The organism is Bradyrhizobium pachyrhizi (genome assembly GCF_001189245.1).
Lineage (GTDB): Bacteria > Pseudomonadota > Alphaproteobacteria > Rhizobiales > Xanthobacteraceae > Bradyrhizobium > Bradyrhizobium pachyrhizi.
In genome coordinates this window covers 248,438-265,559 of record NZ_LFIQ01000039.1, presented here as the reverse complement: position 1 = coordinate 265,559, position 17,122 = coordinate 248,438, and the positions used below count along the sequence as shown (strand labels likewise).

At 65.2% G+C, this 17,122-nt stretch carries 17 protein-coding genes and 1 tRNA gene; 13 read left to right on the top strand and 5 right to left on the bottom strand.

Annotation, left to right across the window (positions count from 1 at the left end; genetic code table 11):
- The 3 genes from AKL29_RS06000 to AKL29_RS05990 all read right to left on the bottom strand — a co-directional run.
- The coding region (locus AKL29_RS06000; protein ID WP_244481774.1) for an extracellular solute-binding protein at positions 1–919 on the bottom strand (919 nt) is incomplete at its 3' end.
- A gap of 290 nt (positions 920–1,209) precedes the next feature.
- Positions 1,210–2,415, bottom strand: coding sequence for a CaiB/BaiF CoA transferase family protein (locus tag AKL29_RS05995; RefSeq protein WP_028337534.1), 1,206 nt, complete (start codon positions 2,413–2,415; stop codon positions 1,210–1,212).
- 188 nt (positions 2,416–2,603) lie between these two features.
- Positions 2,604–3,029 (bottom strand): organic hydroperoxide resistance protein, encoded by a 426-nt coding sequence (locus tag AKL29_RS05990; protein WP_026192038.1) that lies wholly within the window; start codon positions 3,027–3,029, stop codon positions 2,604–2,606.
- Positions 3,030–3,197: 168 nt separating this feature from the next.
- Between AKL29_RS05990 and AKL29_RS05985 the strand changes: the two genes are divergently transcribed.
- The gene (locus AKL29_RS05985) at positions 3,198–3,659 is read left to right on the top strand and encodes a MarR family winged helix-turn-helix transcriptional regulator (protein WP_050383610.1); all 462 of its coding nucleotides are present in this window, start codon (positions 3,198–3,200) and stop codon (positions 3,657–3,659) included.
- Positions 3,660–3,718: 59 nt separating this feature from the next.
- Here the strand turns inward: AKL29_RS05985 and AKL29_RS05980 are convergent.
- Both AKL29_RS05980 and AKL29_RS05975 read right to left on the bottom strand, forming a co-directional pair.
- Positions 3,719–3,794 (bottom strand) — tRNA-Ala (locus AKL29_RS05980).
- 94 nt (positions 3,795–3,888) lie between these two features.
- Positions 3,889–4,296, bottom strand: a complete 408-nt coding sequence (locus AKL29_RS05975; protein ID WP_028337537.1) for a TIGR02300 family protein — start codon at positions 4,294–4,296, stop codon at positions 3,889–3,891.
- Positions 4,297–4,441: 145 nt separating this feature from the next.
- Between AKL29_RS05975 and aroA the strand changes: the two genes are divergently transcribed.
- The 12 genes from aroA (at position 4,442) to AKL29_RS05915 (ending at position 17,120) form a co-directional block, all read left to right on the top strand.
- Positions 4,442–5,779: a 3-phosphoshikimate 1-carboxyvinyltransferase gene (aroA, locus tag AKL29_RS05970; protein ID WP_050383457.1), complete on the top strand. Its 1,338-nt coding sequence runs from the start codon at positions 4,442–4,444 to the stop codon at positions 5,777–5,779.
- Complete coding sequence (cmk, locus tag AKL29_RS05965) at positions 5,776–6,405, top strand: (d)CMP kinase (protein ID WP_018269281.1); 630 nt, start codon at positions 5,776–5,778, stop codon at positions 6,403–6,405. The genes aroA and cmk overlap by 4 nt, the downstream gene beginning before the upstream one ends.
- A gap of 393 nt (positions 6,406–6,798) precedes the next feature.
- The gene (gene rpsA, locus AKL29_RS05960; RefSeq protein WP_028337539.1) at positions 6,799–8,508 is read left to right on the top strand and encodes a 30S ribosomal protein S1; all 1,710 of its coding nucleotides are present in this window, start codon (positions 6,799–6,801) and stop codon (positions 8,506–8,508) included.
- A 470-nt stretch (positions 8,509–8,978) separates the two neighbouring features.
- Positions 8,979–9,956 (top strand): signal peptide peptidase SppA, encoded by a 978-nt coding sequence (gene sppA / locus AKL29_RS05955; RefSeq protein ID WP_028337540.1) that lies wholly within the window; start codon positions 8,979–8,981, stop codon positions 9,954–9,956.
- A gap of 174 nt (positions 9,957–10,130) precedes the next feature.
- Positions 10,131–10,460 carry an integration host factor subunit beta gene (locus AKL29_RS05950; protein ID WP_016847379.1) on the top strand — a complete coding sequence of 110 codons (330 nt, stop codon included), beginning with the start codon at positions 10,131–10,133 and terminating at the stop codon, positions 10,458–10,460.
- Positions 10,461–10,544: 84 nt separating this feature from the next.
- Positions 10,545–10,931 (top strand): lipopolysaccharide assembly protein LapA domain-containing protein, encoded by a 387-nt coding sequence (locus AKL29_RS05945; protein WP_028337541.1) that lies wholly within the window; start codon positions 10,545–10,547, stop codon positions 10,929–10,931.
- A gap of 76 nt (positions 10,932–11,007) precedes the next feature.
- Positions 11,008–11,709: a phosphoribosylanthranilate isomerase gene (locus tag AKL29_RS05940; protein ID WP_050383456.1), complete on the top strand. Its 702-nt coding sequence runs from the start codon at positions 11,008–11,010 to the stop codon at positions 11,707–11,709.
- A gap of 120 nt (positions 11,710–11,829) precedes the next feature.
- Positions 11,830–13,047 carry a tryptophan synthase subunit beta gene (trpB, locus tag AKL29_RS05935; protein WP_050383455.1) on the top strand — a complete coding sequence of 406 codons (1,218 nt, stop codon included), beginning with the start codon at positions 11,830–11,832 and terminating at the stop codon, positions 13,045–13,047.
- Positions 13,044–13,880 (top strand): tryptophan synthase subunit alpha, encoded by an 837-nt coding sequence (gene trpA / locus AKL29_RS05930; protein WP_028337544.1) that lies wholly within the window; start codon positions 13,044–13,046, stop codon positions 13,878–13,880. The genes trpB and trpA overlap by 4 nt, the downstream gene beginning before the upstream one ends.
- 104 nt (positions 13,881–13,984) lie before the next feature.
- Entirely contained in the window at positions 13,985–14,926 is a 942-nt protein-coding gene (gene accD / locus AKL29_RS05925) for an acetyl-CoA carboxylase, carboxyltransferase subunit beta (protein WP_050383454.1), read from the top strand.
- A 95-nt stretch (positions 14,927–15,021) separates the two neighbouring features.
- A complete protein-coding gene (locus tag AKL29_RS05920) occupies positions 15,022–16,266 on the top strand; it encodes a bifunctional folylpolyglutamate synthase/dihydrofolate synthase (RefSeq protein WP_430648857.1) in 1,245 nt (414 codons plus the stop codon).
- Positions 16,267–16,379: 113 nt separating this feature from the next.
- Positions 16,380–17,120 (top strand): metallophosphoesterase family protein, encoded by a 741-nt coding sequence (locus tag AKL29_RS05915; protein WP_050383452.1) that lies wholly within the window; start codon positions 16,380–16,382, stop codon positions 17,118–17,120.
- Positions 17,121–17,122 lie beyond the last annotated feature (2 nt).

Here is a 17,122-nt window from a genome sequence, read left to right as displayed (position 1 = left end):
CGCCGATGATCGAGTTCTGCGGCGCGCCCTTGGCGTCGGGATAATACGGCATCGGCGCCGCGGTGAAGTTGAACTTGGCCTGCGCCTTGACGTTGCCGAAGAAGGCCGACGAGGTCAGGTAGATCGGGCATTCGCCGGAAGTGAAGCGGCCTTCGCCGGTGTTGGTGCGGCCGGCATAGTCGTAGGTCTTGTCCTTCTGCAGCTCGACGAGGTTCTCGAGATGCTTGACCTGCAGCGGGCCGTTGAATTCGAGCACGGTGTCGAAGCCGTCGAGGCCATTGGCCTTGCTGGCGAGCGGCACATTGTGCCAGGCCGAGAGCTGTTCGAGATTGACCCAGGTGACCCACGAGCCGGAGAAGCCGCAAGTGTTATAGCCGGCTGCCTTCAGCTTCTTGGCGTCGTCGAACACCTGCGGCCAGGTCTTCGGAATCTCCGCGATGTTGGCCTTCTTCAGCGCATCGAGATTGATCCACATCACCGTCGACGACGAGTTGAAGGGGAACGACAGCATCTCGCCCTTGGAGGTCGAGTAGTAGCCGGTGATCGCGGGCAGATAGACGGCCGGATCGAACTTCTCGCCGGCGTCGGCCATCAGCTTGTAGACCGGTTTGACGGCGCCGGTGGCGGCCATCATCGTCGCGGTGCCGACCTCGAACACCTGCATGATATGCGGCGCGTTGCCGGCGCGGAACGCGGCGATGCCGGCGTTCATGGTGTCGGCGTAGCCGCCCTTGTAGGTCGGGATCACCTTGTAGTCGGATTGCGAGGCGTTGAAGTCGTTGGCCAGCTTGACGATGACGTCGTTGTTGGCGCCGGTCATCGCGTGCCACCACTGGATCTCGGTCACCGCGAACGCGGGCGACGCGAATGCGAGCGTGGCAGCGGCTGCCGCGGCAGCGCCTAGTCGTCGAAAGAACATCAAAACCCCTCCCAATTGGAACGTCGTCTTTCGTTGCGCGCGTTATCAGCGCCGGATGACGTTCAAATGACCGTATAAACGAAAGTCATGGTAGGGGGGAAGCCGAAGCGAAGGGAAGCGGTAAAAAAGGCGAAGACCGCAGCCGCATCCGTGCGGTGCAACGCCGGCCGCGACGTTGCACCGCAGTGTTGATGCGTCGGCCGGTTCGATACGGGCCGACGCTCCGGCTTTGTTCTGACGCGAACCGGTGCCCATCCCGCATCACGTGCGGGACAGGCTCGAAAACGCCTTTAGCGCTTACGCTGAGGACCGCAGACCACGCCCTTTTCAACCAGGCCGTTGATGTCGTCCTTCGAGTAGCCGAACTCGCCGAGCACTTCCGCGGCGTGCTGGCTGAACTTCGGCGGTGTGCGGCGCAGGTTCGGCTTGGTGCGTTCGAGGCGGATCGGCGAGGCGACGCCCTTGTACCAATCCTTCTCGATGACGTCGCCGCGGTGGATGGTGTGCGGGTTGGTCAGCGCCTGGTCGATCTTCTGCACCGGTCCTGCCGGCAGGCCGGCGGCGAGCAGCCGGTTGCACAGCGGCTCGGCCTCGTGCTGGCTGAACACCGCGGCCAGTTCGACGCGGAGCGCATCGCGGTTGGCGATGCGGTCCTTGTTGCGGGCAAAGCGCGGATCGGTGCCGAGCTCGGGCTTGCCGATCTCCTTGGCGAGCTTGCGGAAGGTTCCGTCATTGCCGACGCCGATGAAGATGTTGTCGGTCTTGGTCGGGAAGATCGCGTAAGGAACGAGGTTGGGATGCTCGTTGCCGGTGAGCGACGGCGGCTTGCCATGCATGAAGTAGTTCGCGGTGTGCGGATGCATGATCGCGAGTCCGGTTTCGTACAGCGTCGTCTCGATGAACTGGCCGAGCCCCGAGCGCTGCCGCTCCGACAGCGCCATCAGGATGCCGATCGTGGCGTAGAGCCCGGTGGTGATGTCGACCAGCGGCACGCCGATCCGCATCGGACCGCTCTCCGGCGAGCCGGTCGCGGCGATCATGCCGGTCATCGCCTGGATGATCGCGTCATAGCCGGGATTGCCGCCGCGCGGGCCGTCGGCGCCGAAGCCGGAGATCCGGCAATGCACGAGGCGCGGAAATTTCGCGCGCAGCACGTCGTTGCCGATGCCCCATTTGTCGAGCGTGCCTGGCTTGAAATTCTCGATCAGCACGTCGGCGGTCTCGAGCATCTTCATCAGCACCGCACGCCCGCCCTCGGAAGCGAGGTCGAGGCCGATCGAGCGCTTGTTGCGGTTGATGCCGACGAAATAGGCCGCATCCTCGTCATGGAAGGGAGGACCCCAGTCGCGCACCTCGTCGCCGGCGGGCGGCTCGACCTTGATCACGTCGGCGCCGTGGTCGGCGAGAATCTGGGTGCAATACGGGCCGCCGAGCACGCGCGTCAGATCGATCACGCGCAGGCCGGTCATCGCGCCCGTAGCCGCTGGGGTATTCATGGGAGCAACCTTCGCTCAGTTGGGATCAGATAACGAGGGTCCCAGAGCTAACGGTCTTCAGCCGGCCCAGCAATGCTTCCGTCGGCGCAGGCCCATGCAGCAGGCGGCGCATGCGTTCGCCAAGCGAACCAGCCGCTGAAAGAGCATGGTCCGCCACGCGTCGCGGCGGACCATTGCGTGGTGTGGAATTAGACGACGCTCAGCTTGACGTCGACATTGCCGCGGGTCGCGTTGGAATAGGGGCACACCTGGTGGGCCTTCTCGACCAGCGCTTCGGCATCGTTGCGCGCAAGGCCGGGCAGCGACACCGCGAGCTCGACGGCGAGGCCGAAGCCGCCTTCCGAGCGCGGGCCGATGCCGACCGTCGAGGTCACCGAGGCGTCGGCGGGAACCTTGGGGCCGCCCTGCGAGGCCACGAACTTCATCGCGCCGATGAAGCAGGCGGCATAGCCGGCCGCGAACAGCTGCTCCGGATTGTTGCCGGCACCGCCGCCGCCACCGAGTTCCTTCGGGGTCGTGAGCTTGACGTCGAGCGCGCCGTCGAGCGTTGCTGCATGGCCGTCGCGGCCGCCGGTTGCCTTGGCGCTGGTCTTGTAGAGCACGTTCACAGACATCGTCGTCTCCCTTGGTGGGTTGGGCTTGAATTCAACGACACGTGTATTGCACGCAAATATATTGCGCACAATATAAAATATGCGGCCTCACATTTAATTGTTCGCAATTGAATCCGCGGTCCCGTGAGCCCAGAATGACCCGGAAACGAGATGGATTCGATGGGAATCATGGCCAGGAAACCGACGGCGGCGGATCAGGCATTGCGGCTCGATAACCAGATCTGCTTTGCGGTCTATTCGACCGCGCACGCCTTCAACCGCGTCTACAAGCCGCTGCTCGACCGGCTCGGGCTGACCTATCCGCAGTATCTCGTGATGCTGGCGCTGTGGGAGCGCGACGACGTGGCGGTGAAGGACCTTGGCGAGCGCCTGTTCCTGGATTCCGGCACGCTGACGCCGCTCTTGAAGCGGCTGGAGGCGGCCGAGTTGATCAGGCGGACCCGGAGCACCGAAGACGAGCGGGTGGTGCTGATCGCGCTGACGCCGCAGGGTCACGTGCTGCGCGAAAAGGCCAGGGCCGTGCCGCAGTCGATCCTCGCGGCCTCGGACTGCACCGTTGGCGAACTAATGGCGATGAAGGACGAGATCGTCGCGCTGCGCGACCGGCTGAATGCGGTGCTAGGGGAGTAGGGGGCGTCTTCGCCCTTCGGGCTACGCCGGACACCACGCGTAGCCCGAAGGGCGAAGCGTGGTGGAGCCAGGCGGGATCGAACCGCCGACCTCTTGCATGCCATGCAAGCGCTCTCCCAGCTGAGCTATGGCCCCTTATCCAGTTTGGATGATCCTGGGGGATCGATCCCGGCCGCGAGGCCTAGACGACTCGCGCGGCAGCACCGTTGATCATAGATCGGCGCCGATCTCAAGTCTCTTCGTCGCCGCCGACGTCACCAATAATGTCGGTGACGTCCTCATCGCCCTCTTCCTCGTCGGCGATGAAGGTCGAATCGTCGTCGTCATCGTCGTCGATTGTCTCATCGACCTCGATATCGTCCTCGGATTCGGGAACCTGGGCCTTGACCTTCCCGGTGTTCTCCTCGGCATCGGCCTCCTCGAGCGAGACCATCTCTTCGGCCTCGGCGGGCTCCGGCATGTCGGCTGCGGTCGCAGGCGAACTGACGGTGGCGCCACGGCCCCGCGGCGGGGCGACCGGCGCGATCGGCACGACTTCGCCGGTATAGGGCGAGATCACCGGATTCTTGTTGAGGTCGTAGAACTTCTTGCCCGTGGTCGGGCAAATGCGCTTGGTTCCGAGCTCGGACTTGGCCACGTGGTAATCCCAGAATTTTCCTGAAAAACGGAGCTTCACTTGGCTAGTTGAGGGGCCGCTGTCAATAGCGGTTTGCGCGCATTTGACGGGCGCGTGACGCGGTGTTGCCTATGTGATACCTGCCGCGGCGCGAGAGGACACAATCTTGGCCCATTCTGACACCCCGACCCCGCTGGAATCGCGCGCGTGCGGCCCCCTGGCCGGCACGGTCCGCGTTCCCGGCGACAAATCGATTTCCCACCGTGCCCTGATCCTGGGGGCGCTTTCGGTCGGCGAGACCCGCATTTCCGGCCTCCTGGAGGGCGAGGACGTCCTCAATACCGCCAAATCCATGCGCGCGCTGGGCGCCAAAGTAGAGCGGACGGCGCCGTTCGCCTGGACGGTCTCCGGCGTCGGGGTCGGCGGCTTCGCACAGCCCGCCACGCCGCTCGATTTCGGCAACTCCGGCACCGGCTGCCGGCTGGTGATGGGCGCGGTGGCCGGCTGCCCGATCGCCGCCATTTTCGACGGCGATGCCTCGCTGCGCTCGCGGCCGATGCGCCGCATCCTCGACCCGCTGGAGCTGATGGGCGCCCGAACCAGCAACATAAGGGAGGGCGGCCGGCTGCCGCTCACCCTGCACGGCGCCCGCTATCCGGTGCCGATCGTCTACAAGACGCCGGTCGCCTCGGCCCAGATCAAGTCCGCGGTGCTGCTGGCGGGGCTCTCCGCCCCCGGTATCACCACGGTGATCGAGCAGGAGGCGAGCCGCGACCACACCGAGCTGATGCTGAAGCATTTCGGCGCCGAGATCTCCTCCGACAAGGAAGGCAGCCACGGCCGCCGGATCTCGCTGCACGGCGAGCCCGAGCTGCACGGCGCCAACGTCGTAGTGCCCGCCGATCCGTCCTCCGCGTCATTCCCGATCGTGGCCGCGCTGATCGTCGCAGGTTCCGATGTCGTGTTCTCCGACGTGATGACCAATCCGCTGCGCACCGGCCTGTTCACCACGCTGCGCGAGATGGGCGCCTCGATCGAGGAGAGCGAGGTGCGCGGTGATGCCGGCGAGCCGATGGCGCAACTGCGGGTGCGTGCCTCGAAGCTGAAGGGCGTCGAGGTGCCGCCGGAGCGCGCGCCGTCGATGATCGACGAATATCTGGTGCTGGCGGTCGCGGCCGCCTTCGCCGAGGGCACCACGATCATGCGCGGCCTGCAGGAGCTGCGCGTCAAGGAATCCGATCGCCTTGAAGCAACCGCCGACATGCTGCGGGTCAACGGCGTCAAGGTCGAGGTGTCCGGCGACGATCTGATCGTCGAGGGCCACGGCCATGTTCCAGGCGGTGGCCTCGTTGCCACGCATATGGATCACCGCATCGCGATGTCGGCGCTGGTGATGGGCTGCGCCTCCGATCGGCCGGTGAAGATCGACGATACCGCCTTCATCGCCACCAGTTTTCCGGATTTCATCCCGATGATGCGCGCGCTCGGAGCTGATTTCGCATGATCATCGCCATCGACGGACCCGCCGCCTCGGGCAAGGGCACGCTCGGCAAGCGACTCGCCCACCACTACGGCTATCGTCATCTCGACACCGGCGTGATCTACCGCGCGGTGGCCTATGCGATGATGCAGGCCGGCGCCGAGCTCAGCAACGAGGTGCTGGCCGTGGCCGCGGCGCTCGAGCTCGACCCCGAAAAGTTCGGCAATCCGATCCTGAAGACCCAGAAGGTCGGCGATGCCGCCTCCGTGGTGTCGGCGATTCCGCAGGTTCGCGAGGTCCTGGTGAATTTTCAGCGCCAGTTCGCCGCCGATCCGCCCGGTGCAGTGCTGGACGGACGCGACATCGGCACCGTGATCTGCCCGGATGCCGACGTGAAGATCTTCGTGGTCGCCGACCCCCGCGTGCGGGCGCGGCGGCGCACGCTGGAGGCGCGCGCCCGCGGCGAGGACGCCGACGAAGAGGCGGTGCTCGCCGACATCCTCAAGCGCGACGAGCGGGACAAGAACCGGGCGATCGCGCCCCTGCGGCCGGCTCCGGACGCCCACACGCTGGACAATTCGAACCTCGACATCGAGGCCGGCGTGCGTGCCGCCATCGCCATCGTCGAGGCCGCGCGCGCCAGGCGCTAGAATCGCGGGCCGTCGCGGCGCTTTCGGCCCGAAAACCCAGCAAAATGGGGCATTTCCTGCTTGCCGAAAGTCGCATGCAGGGCTATATCAGCGCCGTTCGGAGCAGCATCGACGATGTCGAGGCCGTGTCTGAGCGGGCCGGCGATGGGTTTGAGTCAACCTCAAACGAAACCAACGCCGCATCTGGAGGAACGCCCGCTCCCAGGTCTTGCAGTCGATATTTTCGTTTCAGGTTCCGGATCAATCATACGTACCGAACGTGCAGTCTTGCTGCCGGCCCGCTGTTGCACCTCCTGCAATGAGCGGTCGTCAGGGTTTGCGGAACCCCGACACTTCACGCACGGTGCGCCCATCAACCCGAACGGCCGGCAAGATCCCGCATCTGGAGAACAAATGGTTTCGAATTCTGCGTCTTCCTATACTCCCACCCGCGACGACTTCGCGGCGATGCTTGATGAGTCCTTTGCCGGCGGCAATTTGCAGGAAAGCTCGGTCATCAAGGGCAAGGTGGTTGCAATTGAGAAGGACATGGCCGTCATCGACGTCGGCCTGAAGACCGAAGGTCGCGTTGCGCTGCGCGAATTCGCCGGCCCCGGCCGTGAAAGCGATCTCAAGGTCGGTGATGAAGTCGAGGTGTTCCTCGACCGTATCGAGAATGCGCTCGGCGAGGCCGTGCTGTCGCGCGACAAGGCGCGCCGCGAGGAAAGCTGGGGCAAGCTCGAGAAGGCTTTCCAGAACAACGAAAAGGTCAACGGCGTCATCTTCAACCAGGTCAAGGGCGGCTTCACGGTCGACCTCGACGGTGCGGTGGCCTTCCTGCCGCGCTCGCAGGTCGACATTCGTCCGATCCGCGACGTTGCGCCGCTGATGAACAATTCGCAGCCGTTCCAGATCCTCAAGATGGACCGCCGCCGCGGCAACATCGTGGTGTCGCGCCGCACGGTTCTCGAAGAGACCCGCGCCGAGCAGCGCCAGGAGCTGGTGCAGAACCTCGAAGAGGGTCAGGTGATCGACGGCGTGGTCAAGAACATCACCGATTACGGTGCGTTCGTTGATCTCGGCGGTATCGACGGCCTGCTGCACGTGACCGATATCGCCTGGCGCCGCGTCAATCACCCGACCGAGGTGCTGACCATCGGCCAGACCGTGAAGGTCAAGATCATCAAGATCAACCACGAGACGCACCGCATCTCGCTCGGCATGAAGCAACTGCTGGATGATCCGTGGCAGGGCATCGAGGGCAAGTACCCGCTGGGTGCCCGCTTCACCGGCCGCGTCACCAACATCACCGACTACGGCGCGTTCGTCGAGCTCGAGCCGGGCATCGAAGGTCTGATCCACGTCTCCGAGATGTCGTGGACCAAGAAGAACATGCACCCCGGCAAGATCGTTTCGACCTCGCAGGAAGTCGAAGTGCAGGTGCTGGAAGTGGATTCGGTCAAGCGCCGTATCTCGCTCGGCCTCAAGCAGACCATGCGCAATCCCTGGGAAGTCTTCGTCGAGAAGTTCCCGGTCGGTTCGGTGGTCGAGGGCGAGGTCAAGAACAAGACCGAGTTCGGTCTGTTCCTGGGTCTCGAGGGCGATGTCGACGGCATGGTCCACCTCTCCGACCTCGACTGGAAGCTTCCGGGCGAGCAGGTCATCGACAACTTCAAGAAGGGCGACATGGTCAAGGCCGTGGTGCTCGATGTCGATGTCGAGAAGGAGCGGATCTCGCTCGGCGTCAAGCAGCTCGAAGGCGACCCCTTCGCCGAGCCGGGCGACGTCAAGAAGGGCGCGGTCGTGACCTGCGAAGTGCTCGAAGTGAAGGAGAGCGGCATCGAGGTCCGGATTTCGGGCACCGAGTTCACCACCTTCATCAAGCGGTCCGAGCTGGCCCGCGATCGCAACGACCAGCGCGCCGAGCGCTTCGCCGTCGGCGAGAAGGTCGATGCCCGCGTCATCCAGTTCGACAAGAAGGCCCGCAAGGTGCAGGTCTCGATCAAGGCGCTGGAAGTCGCCGAAGAGAAGGAGGCCATCGCGCAGTACGGCTCCTCCGATTCGGGTGCGACGCTTGGCGACATCCTCGGCACCGCGCTGAAGAACCGCGGCACCGACAAGTAAGCGTTCGCGTGATTTGAGCGAACAATCGGGGCCCCGGCGCAAGCCGGGGCCCCTTTTGTGTATCTTGCCGCGTAGCCCGGATGGAGCGAAGCGATCCGGGACTTTCAATCCGCGCTGCTGAAGCCTCCCGGACTACGCTTCGCTTCATCCGGGCTACCGATTTCTCTTCCCCTTCCCCCTGAAAGGGGGAAGGTAGGGATGGGGGTCAGCCACAGGCGATGCTGCTCATGGAGAGAGCTGATCCCGATCCCCACCGCTTTGCTCTGGCGAGCAAAGCGACCTCCCTTTTCAAGGGGAGGTTAAGGCGCGACCGGGATGAAGGGCACGTGCACGCGGGCTACGAGTGTCTCCGAATACCGGGCCTTGTTTTCTTCATATTGCGTCGCAATTGATGTATTTGGCTAAGCTGATAGTGACGCTGCGACTGCAAAACGCGCGGATTGCGCGCTGACCATTTCTGGAGAGATCCGATGTCGCTGGATTCAGACGTGATCGTCGATCGTCGCCGCATCAGGCGCAAACTGACGTTCTGGCGCGTCGCCGCCGCGGTCATTGCGATCGCGGCCATTGTCGGCGTGGGCGTGATCGCCGCCGGCGGGCGCGGCGGCTTCTCGACATCGAACACGATCGCGCGGGTCAATATCGACGGACTGATCCGTAGCGACCAGGATCGCGTCGAGGCGCTGGAGCGGCTCGGCAAGTCGAGCTATGCGGCTGTTGTCGTGCACATCAATTCGCCTGGCGGCACCACTGCGGGCTCCGAGCAGCTTTACGACTCGCTGATGCAGCTGAAGGCGAAGAAGCCGCTTGTCGTCGTGGTCGAGGGATTGGCCGCCTCGGGCGGCTACATCACGGCGATCGCCTCCGATCATATCGTCGCCCAGCAGACCTCGCTGGTCGGCTCGATCGGCGTTCTCTTCCAGTATCCGAACGTTTCGGAATTGCTCAAGACTGTCGGCGTGAAAATGGAGGAGATCAAATCTTCCCCGCTGAAGGCCGCGCCCAACGGCTTCGAACCCACCAGCCCGGAGGCCCGCGCCGCGATCGACGGTCTCGTCAAGGACTCCTATGCATGGTTCCGTGGATTGGTGAAGCAACGGCGCGGCATGGACGATGACCTGCTGGAGAAGGTCGCGGACGGTCGCGTCTTCACCGGCCGGCAGGCGGTCGATCTCAAGCTGGTCGATCAGCTGGGGGACGAGAAGACCGCGATCGCCTGGCTGGTTGCCGAGAAGAAGGTCAAAAGCGACCTGCCGGTGCGCAATTACAAGCTTAATCCGCGGTTCGGCGACCTGACCTTCCTGCGTACGGCGGCGTCCGTGACGCTCGATGCGTTCGGTCTTGGCGCGATCGCGCGGCGGATCGAGCAGGGCGGCGTGGCCGAGGCAGTCGACCGGTTCGGGCTGGACGGCATGCTGGCGCTGTGGAGCCCGGCCGGAACCAACTGATCGGCTGCCAAAGGCGTGCTCATCAGGCTATTCCCGCTTTGCGGGAATCGCCGCATGCCCCAATTGGGCTATTTGTCACGTGATTTCACGGCGCCTTAAATCGATTTAGCGTCTTGACAGTGCACGGCATTTTCACGGAAATGGGTTTCCGCAAGAGCCCGGATCCCACTTTCGATGATCAAATCCGAACTTGTTCAGCGCATCGCCGAGCACAACCCGCACCTCTATCAGCGGGATGTCGAGAATATTGTGAATGCGATTCTCGATGAAATCGTCGCGGCGCTGGCACGTGGCGACCGTGTCGAGCTGCGCGGTTTTGGCGCATTCTCGGTGAAGCACCGCCCGGCGCGCGCCGGCCGCAATCCACGCACCGGCGAGCATGTGCCGGTCGACCAGAAGAGCGTGCCGTTCTTCAAGACCGGCAAGGAAATGCGCGAGCGTCTCAACCGCGACGTGACCGAGGCGGGCGCCGCCAAGGTCGATGCGCCCAAGGCTGATGCTTAAGGCCGACGCCTAAGGCGCGACGTCAGGCGTTGCCGTGCTGCGGGCGATATGCCCGCACTTTCTCCATCGCTGCGAGAGATGGTCATGCGAAAGTTCTTCACGGCAGTGGTCGTCATTCCGCTCGGACTGATCTTCATCATTTTTGCAGTCGCCAACCGTCACTGGGTGACGGTGTCGTTCGATCCCTTCAATTCGGTGACCCCGACGGTTGCAGTCACACTGCCGCTGTTCGTCGTCATTATCGCCTCCGCGATCCTGGGCGTGATCGCGGGCGGCATCGGAACCTGGTTCAAGCAAGGGCGCTGGCGCCGCGCGGCCCGGCAGCACGAGGCTGACGCCCGCCACGTCCGCGCCGAGCTCGCCGAGCTCAGGGCCGCCGCCTCCCGGGACGACGCGCAGCGCCGTCCGGCCCCGGCCCTATCAGGTTTTTACGGGGCCGCCGGGCGAGACAAGCTGGGCGCGACGTTGTAGAACCCGCCCCGTCGGACCGGGGACCGCCCCCGGTTCCGGCCGCCCGAAAACCCGTTTTGAGACCCGTTTCGAGACCATGCCCCTGCTCGTCAAAATCTGCGGCCTGTCCACGCGCGAGACGCTCGACGTCGCGCTTGAGGGCGGCGCCGACATGGTGGGGTTCGTATTCTTTCCGCCGTCGCCACGTCACATCAGCCTCGAGACCGCGCGCGAGCTCGGCAGCCGCGCCAAGGGCCGCGCCGTCAAGGTCGCCCTGACCGTCGATGCCGACGATGCGACCCTGGAAAACATCGTCGAGACGTTGCGGCCGGATATCCTGCAATTGCACGGCAAGGAGACCACGGCGCGGCTGCGCGACATCAAGGCGAAGTTCGGCCTGCCGCTGATGAAGGCGCTGCCGGTCGAGACATCGGCCGACCTTGCTCCGCTGCCGGGCTATGCCGGCGTCGCCGATCGCATCCTGTTCGATGCCCGCGCGCCGAAGGACGCCACGCGGCCGGGTGGCCTCGGCGCGCCCTTCGATTGGCACGTGCTGGAAAATCTCGATCTCGCGCTGCCCTACATGGTCTCCGGCGGGCTCAACGCCGACAACGTCACTGAAGCTGTCCGCGTCACGGGCGCCAGCGGCGTCGATGTCTCGTCGGGCGTCGAGCGCACGCCCGGCGTCAAGGATCCCGAATTGATCCGCGCCTTCATCCGCGCCGCGCGCGCAACCCAGCCTTCTTCACCTCTCCCCGTGAACGGGGAGAGGTCGGCCGCGCAACGCGCGGGCGGGTGAGGGGGCTTGCAACGATGATCGAGCGAGCGGAGAAACCCCTCACCCCAGCCCTCTCCCCGCAAGAGCGGGGCGAGGGAGCGGAAACAGCGCCGCAAGCCGGCAAGAAGAACTGATGGTTCGATGAATCCAAACCTGCCCAATTCCTTCCGCAGCGGTCCCGACGAGCGCGGGCATTTCGGCATTTTCGGCGGACGCTTCGTCGCGGAAACGCTGATGCCGCTGATCCTCGATCTCGAAAAAGCCTATGCCGACGCCAAGGCCGATCCGGCGTTCCAGGCCGAAATGAACGTCTATCTGAAGGACTATGTCGGCCGGCCCTCGCCGCTCTATTTCGCCGAACGGCTCACCGAGCATCTCGGCGGCGCCAAGATCTATCTGAAGCGCGAGGAGCTCAACCACACCGGTTCGCACAAGGTCAACAATGTGCTCGGCCAGATCATGGTCGCGCGCCGCATGGGCAAGAAGCGCATCATCGCCGAGACCGGCGCCGGCCAGCATGGCGTGGCGACGGCGACGCTGTGCGCGCGGTTCGGGCTCGAATGCGTGGTCTATATGGGCGCGGTCGACGTCGAGCGGCAGCAGCCGAACGTGATCCGCATGGAGATGCTGGGCGCCAAGGTCGTCCCGGTGCAGTCGGGCGCGCGCACGCTGAAGGACGCGATGAACGACGCGCTGCGCGATTGGGTCACCAACGTGCACAACACCTTCTATTGCATCGGCACGGTGGCGGGTCCGCACCCCTATCCGATGATGGTGCGTGATTTCCAGTCGATCATCGGCCACGAGACGCGCAAGCAGATGCAGGAGGCCGAGGGCCGCTTGCCAGATTCGCTGATTGCCTGCATCGGCGGCGGGTCCAATGCGATGGGCCTGTTTCATCCGTTCCTCGACGATCCCTTGATCGAGATCTTCGGCGTCGAGGCCGCCGGTCACGGACTGACGCAGCTGCACGCCGCTTCGCTGGCCGGCGGGCGTCCCGGCGTACTGCATGGCAACCGCACCTATCTCTTGATGGACGCCGACGGCCAGATTGAGGAAGCGCATTCGATCTCGGCGGGCCTCGACTATCCCGGCATCGGCCCGGAGCACGCCTGGCTGCACGAGACCGGCCGCGTGAAGTATCTCTCGGCGACCGACGAGGAGGCGCTGGCCGCATTCCAGCTGCTGTCGCGGCTCGAGGGCATCATCCCCGCGCTGGAATCGGCGCACGCCATCGCGAAACTGTCCGAGCTCGCACCGCAGCGGCCCAGGGATCACCTGATGGTGGTCAACCTCTCGGGCCGCGGCGACAAGGACGTGCCGCAGGTCGGCGACATCTTGAAGGCGAGGAAGAAGTGACCACCCGTATCGACGCACGTTTCGCCGAGCTGAAGCAGCAGGGCCGTTCCGCCTTCGTCACCTTCGTGATGGCCGGCGATCCCGACGCCAAGACTTCCCTCGACATCCTCAAGGCGCTGCCGAAGGCCGGCGCCGACGTCATCGAGATCGGCATGCCCTTCACCGACCCGATGGCCGATGGCCCGTCGATCCAGGCCGCCGGGCTGCGCGCGCTGAAGGGCGGCATGACGCTGCGCAAGACGCTGGCGATGGTCCGCGACTTCCGCAAGGAGGACAACGCCACGCCGATCGTGCTGATGGGCTACTACAATCCGATCTACATCTACGGCGTCGACAGCTTCCTGGCCGATGCCAAGGCCGCCGGCGTCGACGGCCTGATCATCGTCGATCTGCCGCCGGAGGAAGATACCGAGCTCTGCATCCCCGCGATGAAGGCCGGGCTGAACTTCATCCGGCTGGCGACGCCGACCACCGACGACAAGCGGCTGCCGGCGGTGCTCGCCAACACCTCGGGCTTTGTCTATTACGTCTCGATCACCGGCATCACCGGCGCCGCGACGGCCGATTCGAAGGTGGTCGCGGAAGCCGTGGCCCGCATCAAGCGGCACACCAAGCTGCCGGTCTGCGTCGGCTTCGGCATCCGCACCCCGGAGACGGCGCGCGCGATCGCCGAGAACGCCAACGGCGCGGTGGTCGGCACCGCGATCGTCGATGTGGTGCGTGCCAATCTCGATGCCGAGGGCCGCGCGACGCCGAAGACCGTGAGCGCGGTGGCGGACCTGGTGTCGGCGCTGGCGCAGGGGGTCCGGGGCGCCAAACAGGCCGCTGAATAAGCCACATTTTGCGGCAACAAGGCCGCCGATGGCGGCTTGCCGGGCTCGCCCGGCCCGCCATATATCCAGCTGGTGCGGAACCGATCCGCATTTCGGAGCGAACCATGAATTGGCTCACCAACGTCGTCCGGCCGAAGATCCGCAACATCCTGCGGCGCGAGACGCCGGAGAACCTCTGGATCAAGTGCCCGGATTCCGGGCAGCTCGTGTTCTACAAGGACGTCGAGGCCAACCAGTTCGTGATCCCCGGCTCGAATTACCACATGCGCATGGGCGCGGTGGCGCGACTGAAGTCGATCTTCGACAACGAGACCTGGTTCGACGTCGCGCTGCCCGAGGTGACGGCGGATCCGCTGAAATTTCGCGACGAGCGCAAATATGTCGACCGCATCAAGGACGCCCGCACCAAGACCGGGCTGAACGACGCGATCAAGGTCGGCTACGGCAAGCTCGAGGGCGCCGGCGTCGTGGTCGCGGTGCAGGATTTCGATTTCATGGGCGGCTCGCTCGGCATGGCCGCCGGTGAAGCCATGGTGCGCGGGCTCGAGCTCGCGGTCGAGAAGAAGTCGCCCTTCATTGTGTTCGCCGCATCCGGCGGCGCGCGGATGCAGGAAGGCATCTTGTCGCTGATGCAGATGCCGCGCACCACCGTCGGCGTGCAGATGCTGCGCGAGGCGCGCCAGCCCTACATCGTGGTGCTGACCAATCCGACCACCGGCGGTGTCACCGCGTCCTATGCGATGCTCGGCGACATCCAGATCGCCGAGCCGGGTGCGCTGATCGGCTTTGCCGGAGCGCGCGTGATCGAGCAGACCATCCGCGAGAAGCTGCCGGACGGCTTTCAGCGCGCCGAATATCTGCGCGAGCACGGCATGGTCGACATGGTCGTGCACCGCCACGAGATGAAGGCCACGCTGGCGCGGCTGTGCCGCCTGCTGACCAAGGCGCCGGCGCTCGAATCCGTATCGAAGCCCACGGCACCGGTCATCGAACCGGCCCAGATCGTCACGGCGCCTGAGACGGTGCCGGCTGCGCCGCACGCGTGACCGCAAGCGCCGCCTCACCGCAAGCCTCGTTCGAGGCGTTGATCGCGCGGATATCGGCGCTGCATCCCAAGCGCATCGATCTCAGCCTCGATCGGATGCGCGGCCTGATGGAGCGGCTCGATCATCCCGAGCGCAAGCTGCCGCCGGTGATCCATGTCGCCGGCACCAACGGCAAGGGCTCGACCATCGCCTATCTGCGCGCGATTCTCGAAGCCGCCGGCCTGCGCGTGCACGTCTTCACCTCGCCCTATCTGGTCCGGATCAACGAATGCTACCGGCTGGGCGCCGTCGGCGGCGGCAAGCTCGTCGGTGACGACGAGCTGCGCGAGACGTTCGAGCAATGCGAACGCATCAACGCCGGCAATCCCATCACCATCTTCGAGATGGAAACGGCGGTGGCGTTCTGCCTGTTCGCCAAGCATCCTGCCGATGTCGCATTGCTTGAGGTCGGGCTCGGCGGCCGGCTCGATTCGACCAATGTGGTCGAGACGCCGCTCGCCTCGGTGATCGCGCCGGTGAGCATGGATCACATGGAATTCCTCGGCGACAATCTGACGGCAATCGCCGGCGAGAAGGCCGCAATCATCAAGCGCAAGGTGCCGGTGATCTCGGCCGAGCAGGCGCCGGATGCGATGGCCGTGATCGAGGCGCAGGCGAACCGCATGCGCGCGCCGCTGCACGCGGCCGGCCAGCAATGGCATGTCGGCGTCGAGCGGGGCCGGCTGGTTTATCAGGACGAGCGCGGCCTGCTGGATCTCGCCGCGCCAAAACTGTTCGGCCGGCACCAGTTCGACAATGCTGGCCTTGCGATTGCGACGCTGCGCGCGATCGACGCATTCAAGCTCAACATCGCGGCCTTTGAAGCCGGCATCGTCAATGCGGAATGGCCGGCGCGGATGCAGCGGCTGGTTTCCGGCGCGCTGGTCGGCCAGGGACCGCAGGGCTCCGAGGTTTGGCTCGACGGCGGGCACAATGCCGAGGGCGGACGCGTCGCGGCCGCGGCGCTCGGCGATCTCGAGGAGCGCGTGTCGCGGCCGCTGGTCGTGATCGCAGGCATGATGGCCAACAAGGATGCCAACGCATTCCTCGCCAATTTCGCCGGACTGACCCGCCACATTATCGCCGTCCCGGTGCCCGGCCGCGACAACGGCATGGCGCCGGGCAGGTTGGCTGACGCCGCGCGGGCGCTCGGCATGCGGGTCGAGATCGCTGATGGCGTCGACGCCGCCTTGCGGCGGCTTGCCGCGCTGGCCTACGAGGTGCCGCCCCGCATCCTGATCACGGGCTCGCTGTATCTTGCCGGTCCCGTGCTTGCGGCCAACGGCACGCCTCCTGCATAACGTTTGTGTTGTAGCCCGGATGCAGCGAAGCGAAATCCGGGCCTTTCAATCCGTCACGGAAGCCCTCCCGGATTACGCTTCGCTGCATCCGGGCTACGGCAGGACATCATACCATGCGTTTTGCCGCGATCGCCGACGTCCACGGCAACCATCTCGCGCTCGAAGCCGTGCTGTCGGACATCCGCGCGCAGGGCATTTCCGACATCGTCGACCTCGGCGACATGGTGAGCGGGCCGCTCGACGCCCGGCCCACCATCGATATGCTGATGGCGCTCGATGCGGTCCATCTGCTCGGCAATCACGACCGCTATCTGATCGACCGCCCGCATGAGAAAATGGGTTCCTGGGAGCGGCTGACCTATACCCAGCTCGAGCCGCAGCATCTTGACTGGCTGCGCACGCTGCCGGCGAATTCGATCTATCGCGACGAGGTTTTCCTCTGTCATGCAACGCCCCAGGATGACGAGACCTACTGGCTCGAGACCGTGCTGCCGGGCGGCGAAGTCTGCATGTCCTCGCTGGAAGCGATCGAGGCGAGAGCGGCCGGCGTGCCGCAATCGCTGATCCTCTGTGCACACACGCACACTCCGCGCGCCGTGCGGCTTCGCGACGGCCGGCTGATCGTCAATCCCGGCAGCGTCGGCTCGCCCGGCTATCGCGCCGGCAAGCCGCATCCGCATGTCGTGGAGGCCGGTTCGCCCGATGCGCGCTATGCGATCCTCGAGCGGGTCGATGGTGGCTGGGACGTAACCTTCCGCCACATCCCCTACGACCACGCGGCAATGGCGGCGCTGGCGCGCCAGCACGGCCAGGCCGAACTCGCCTCGGCGCTGGCGACGGGATGGATACGCTGACT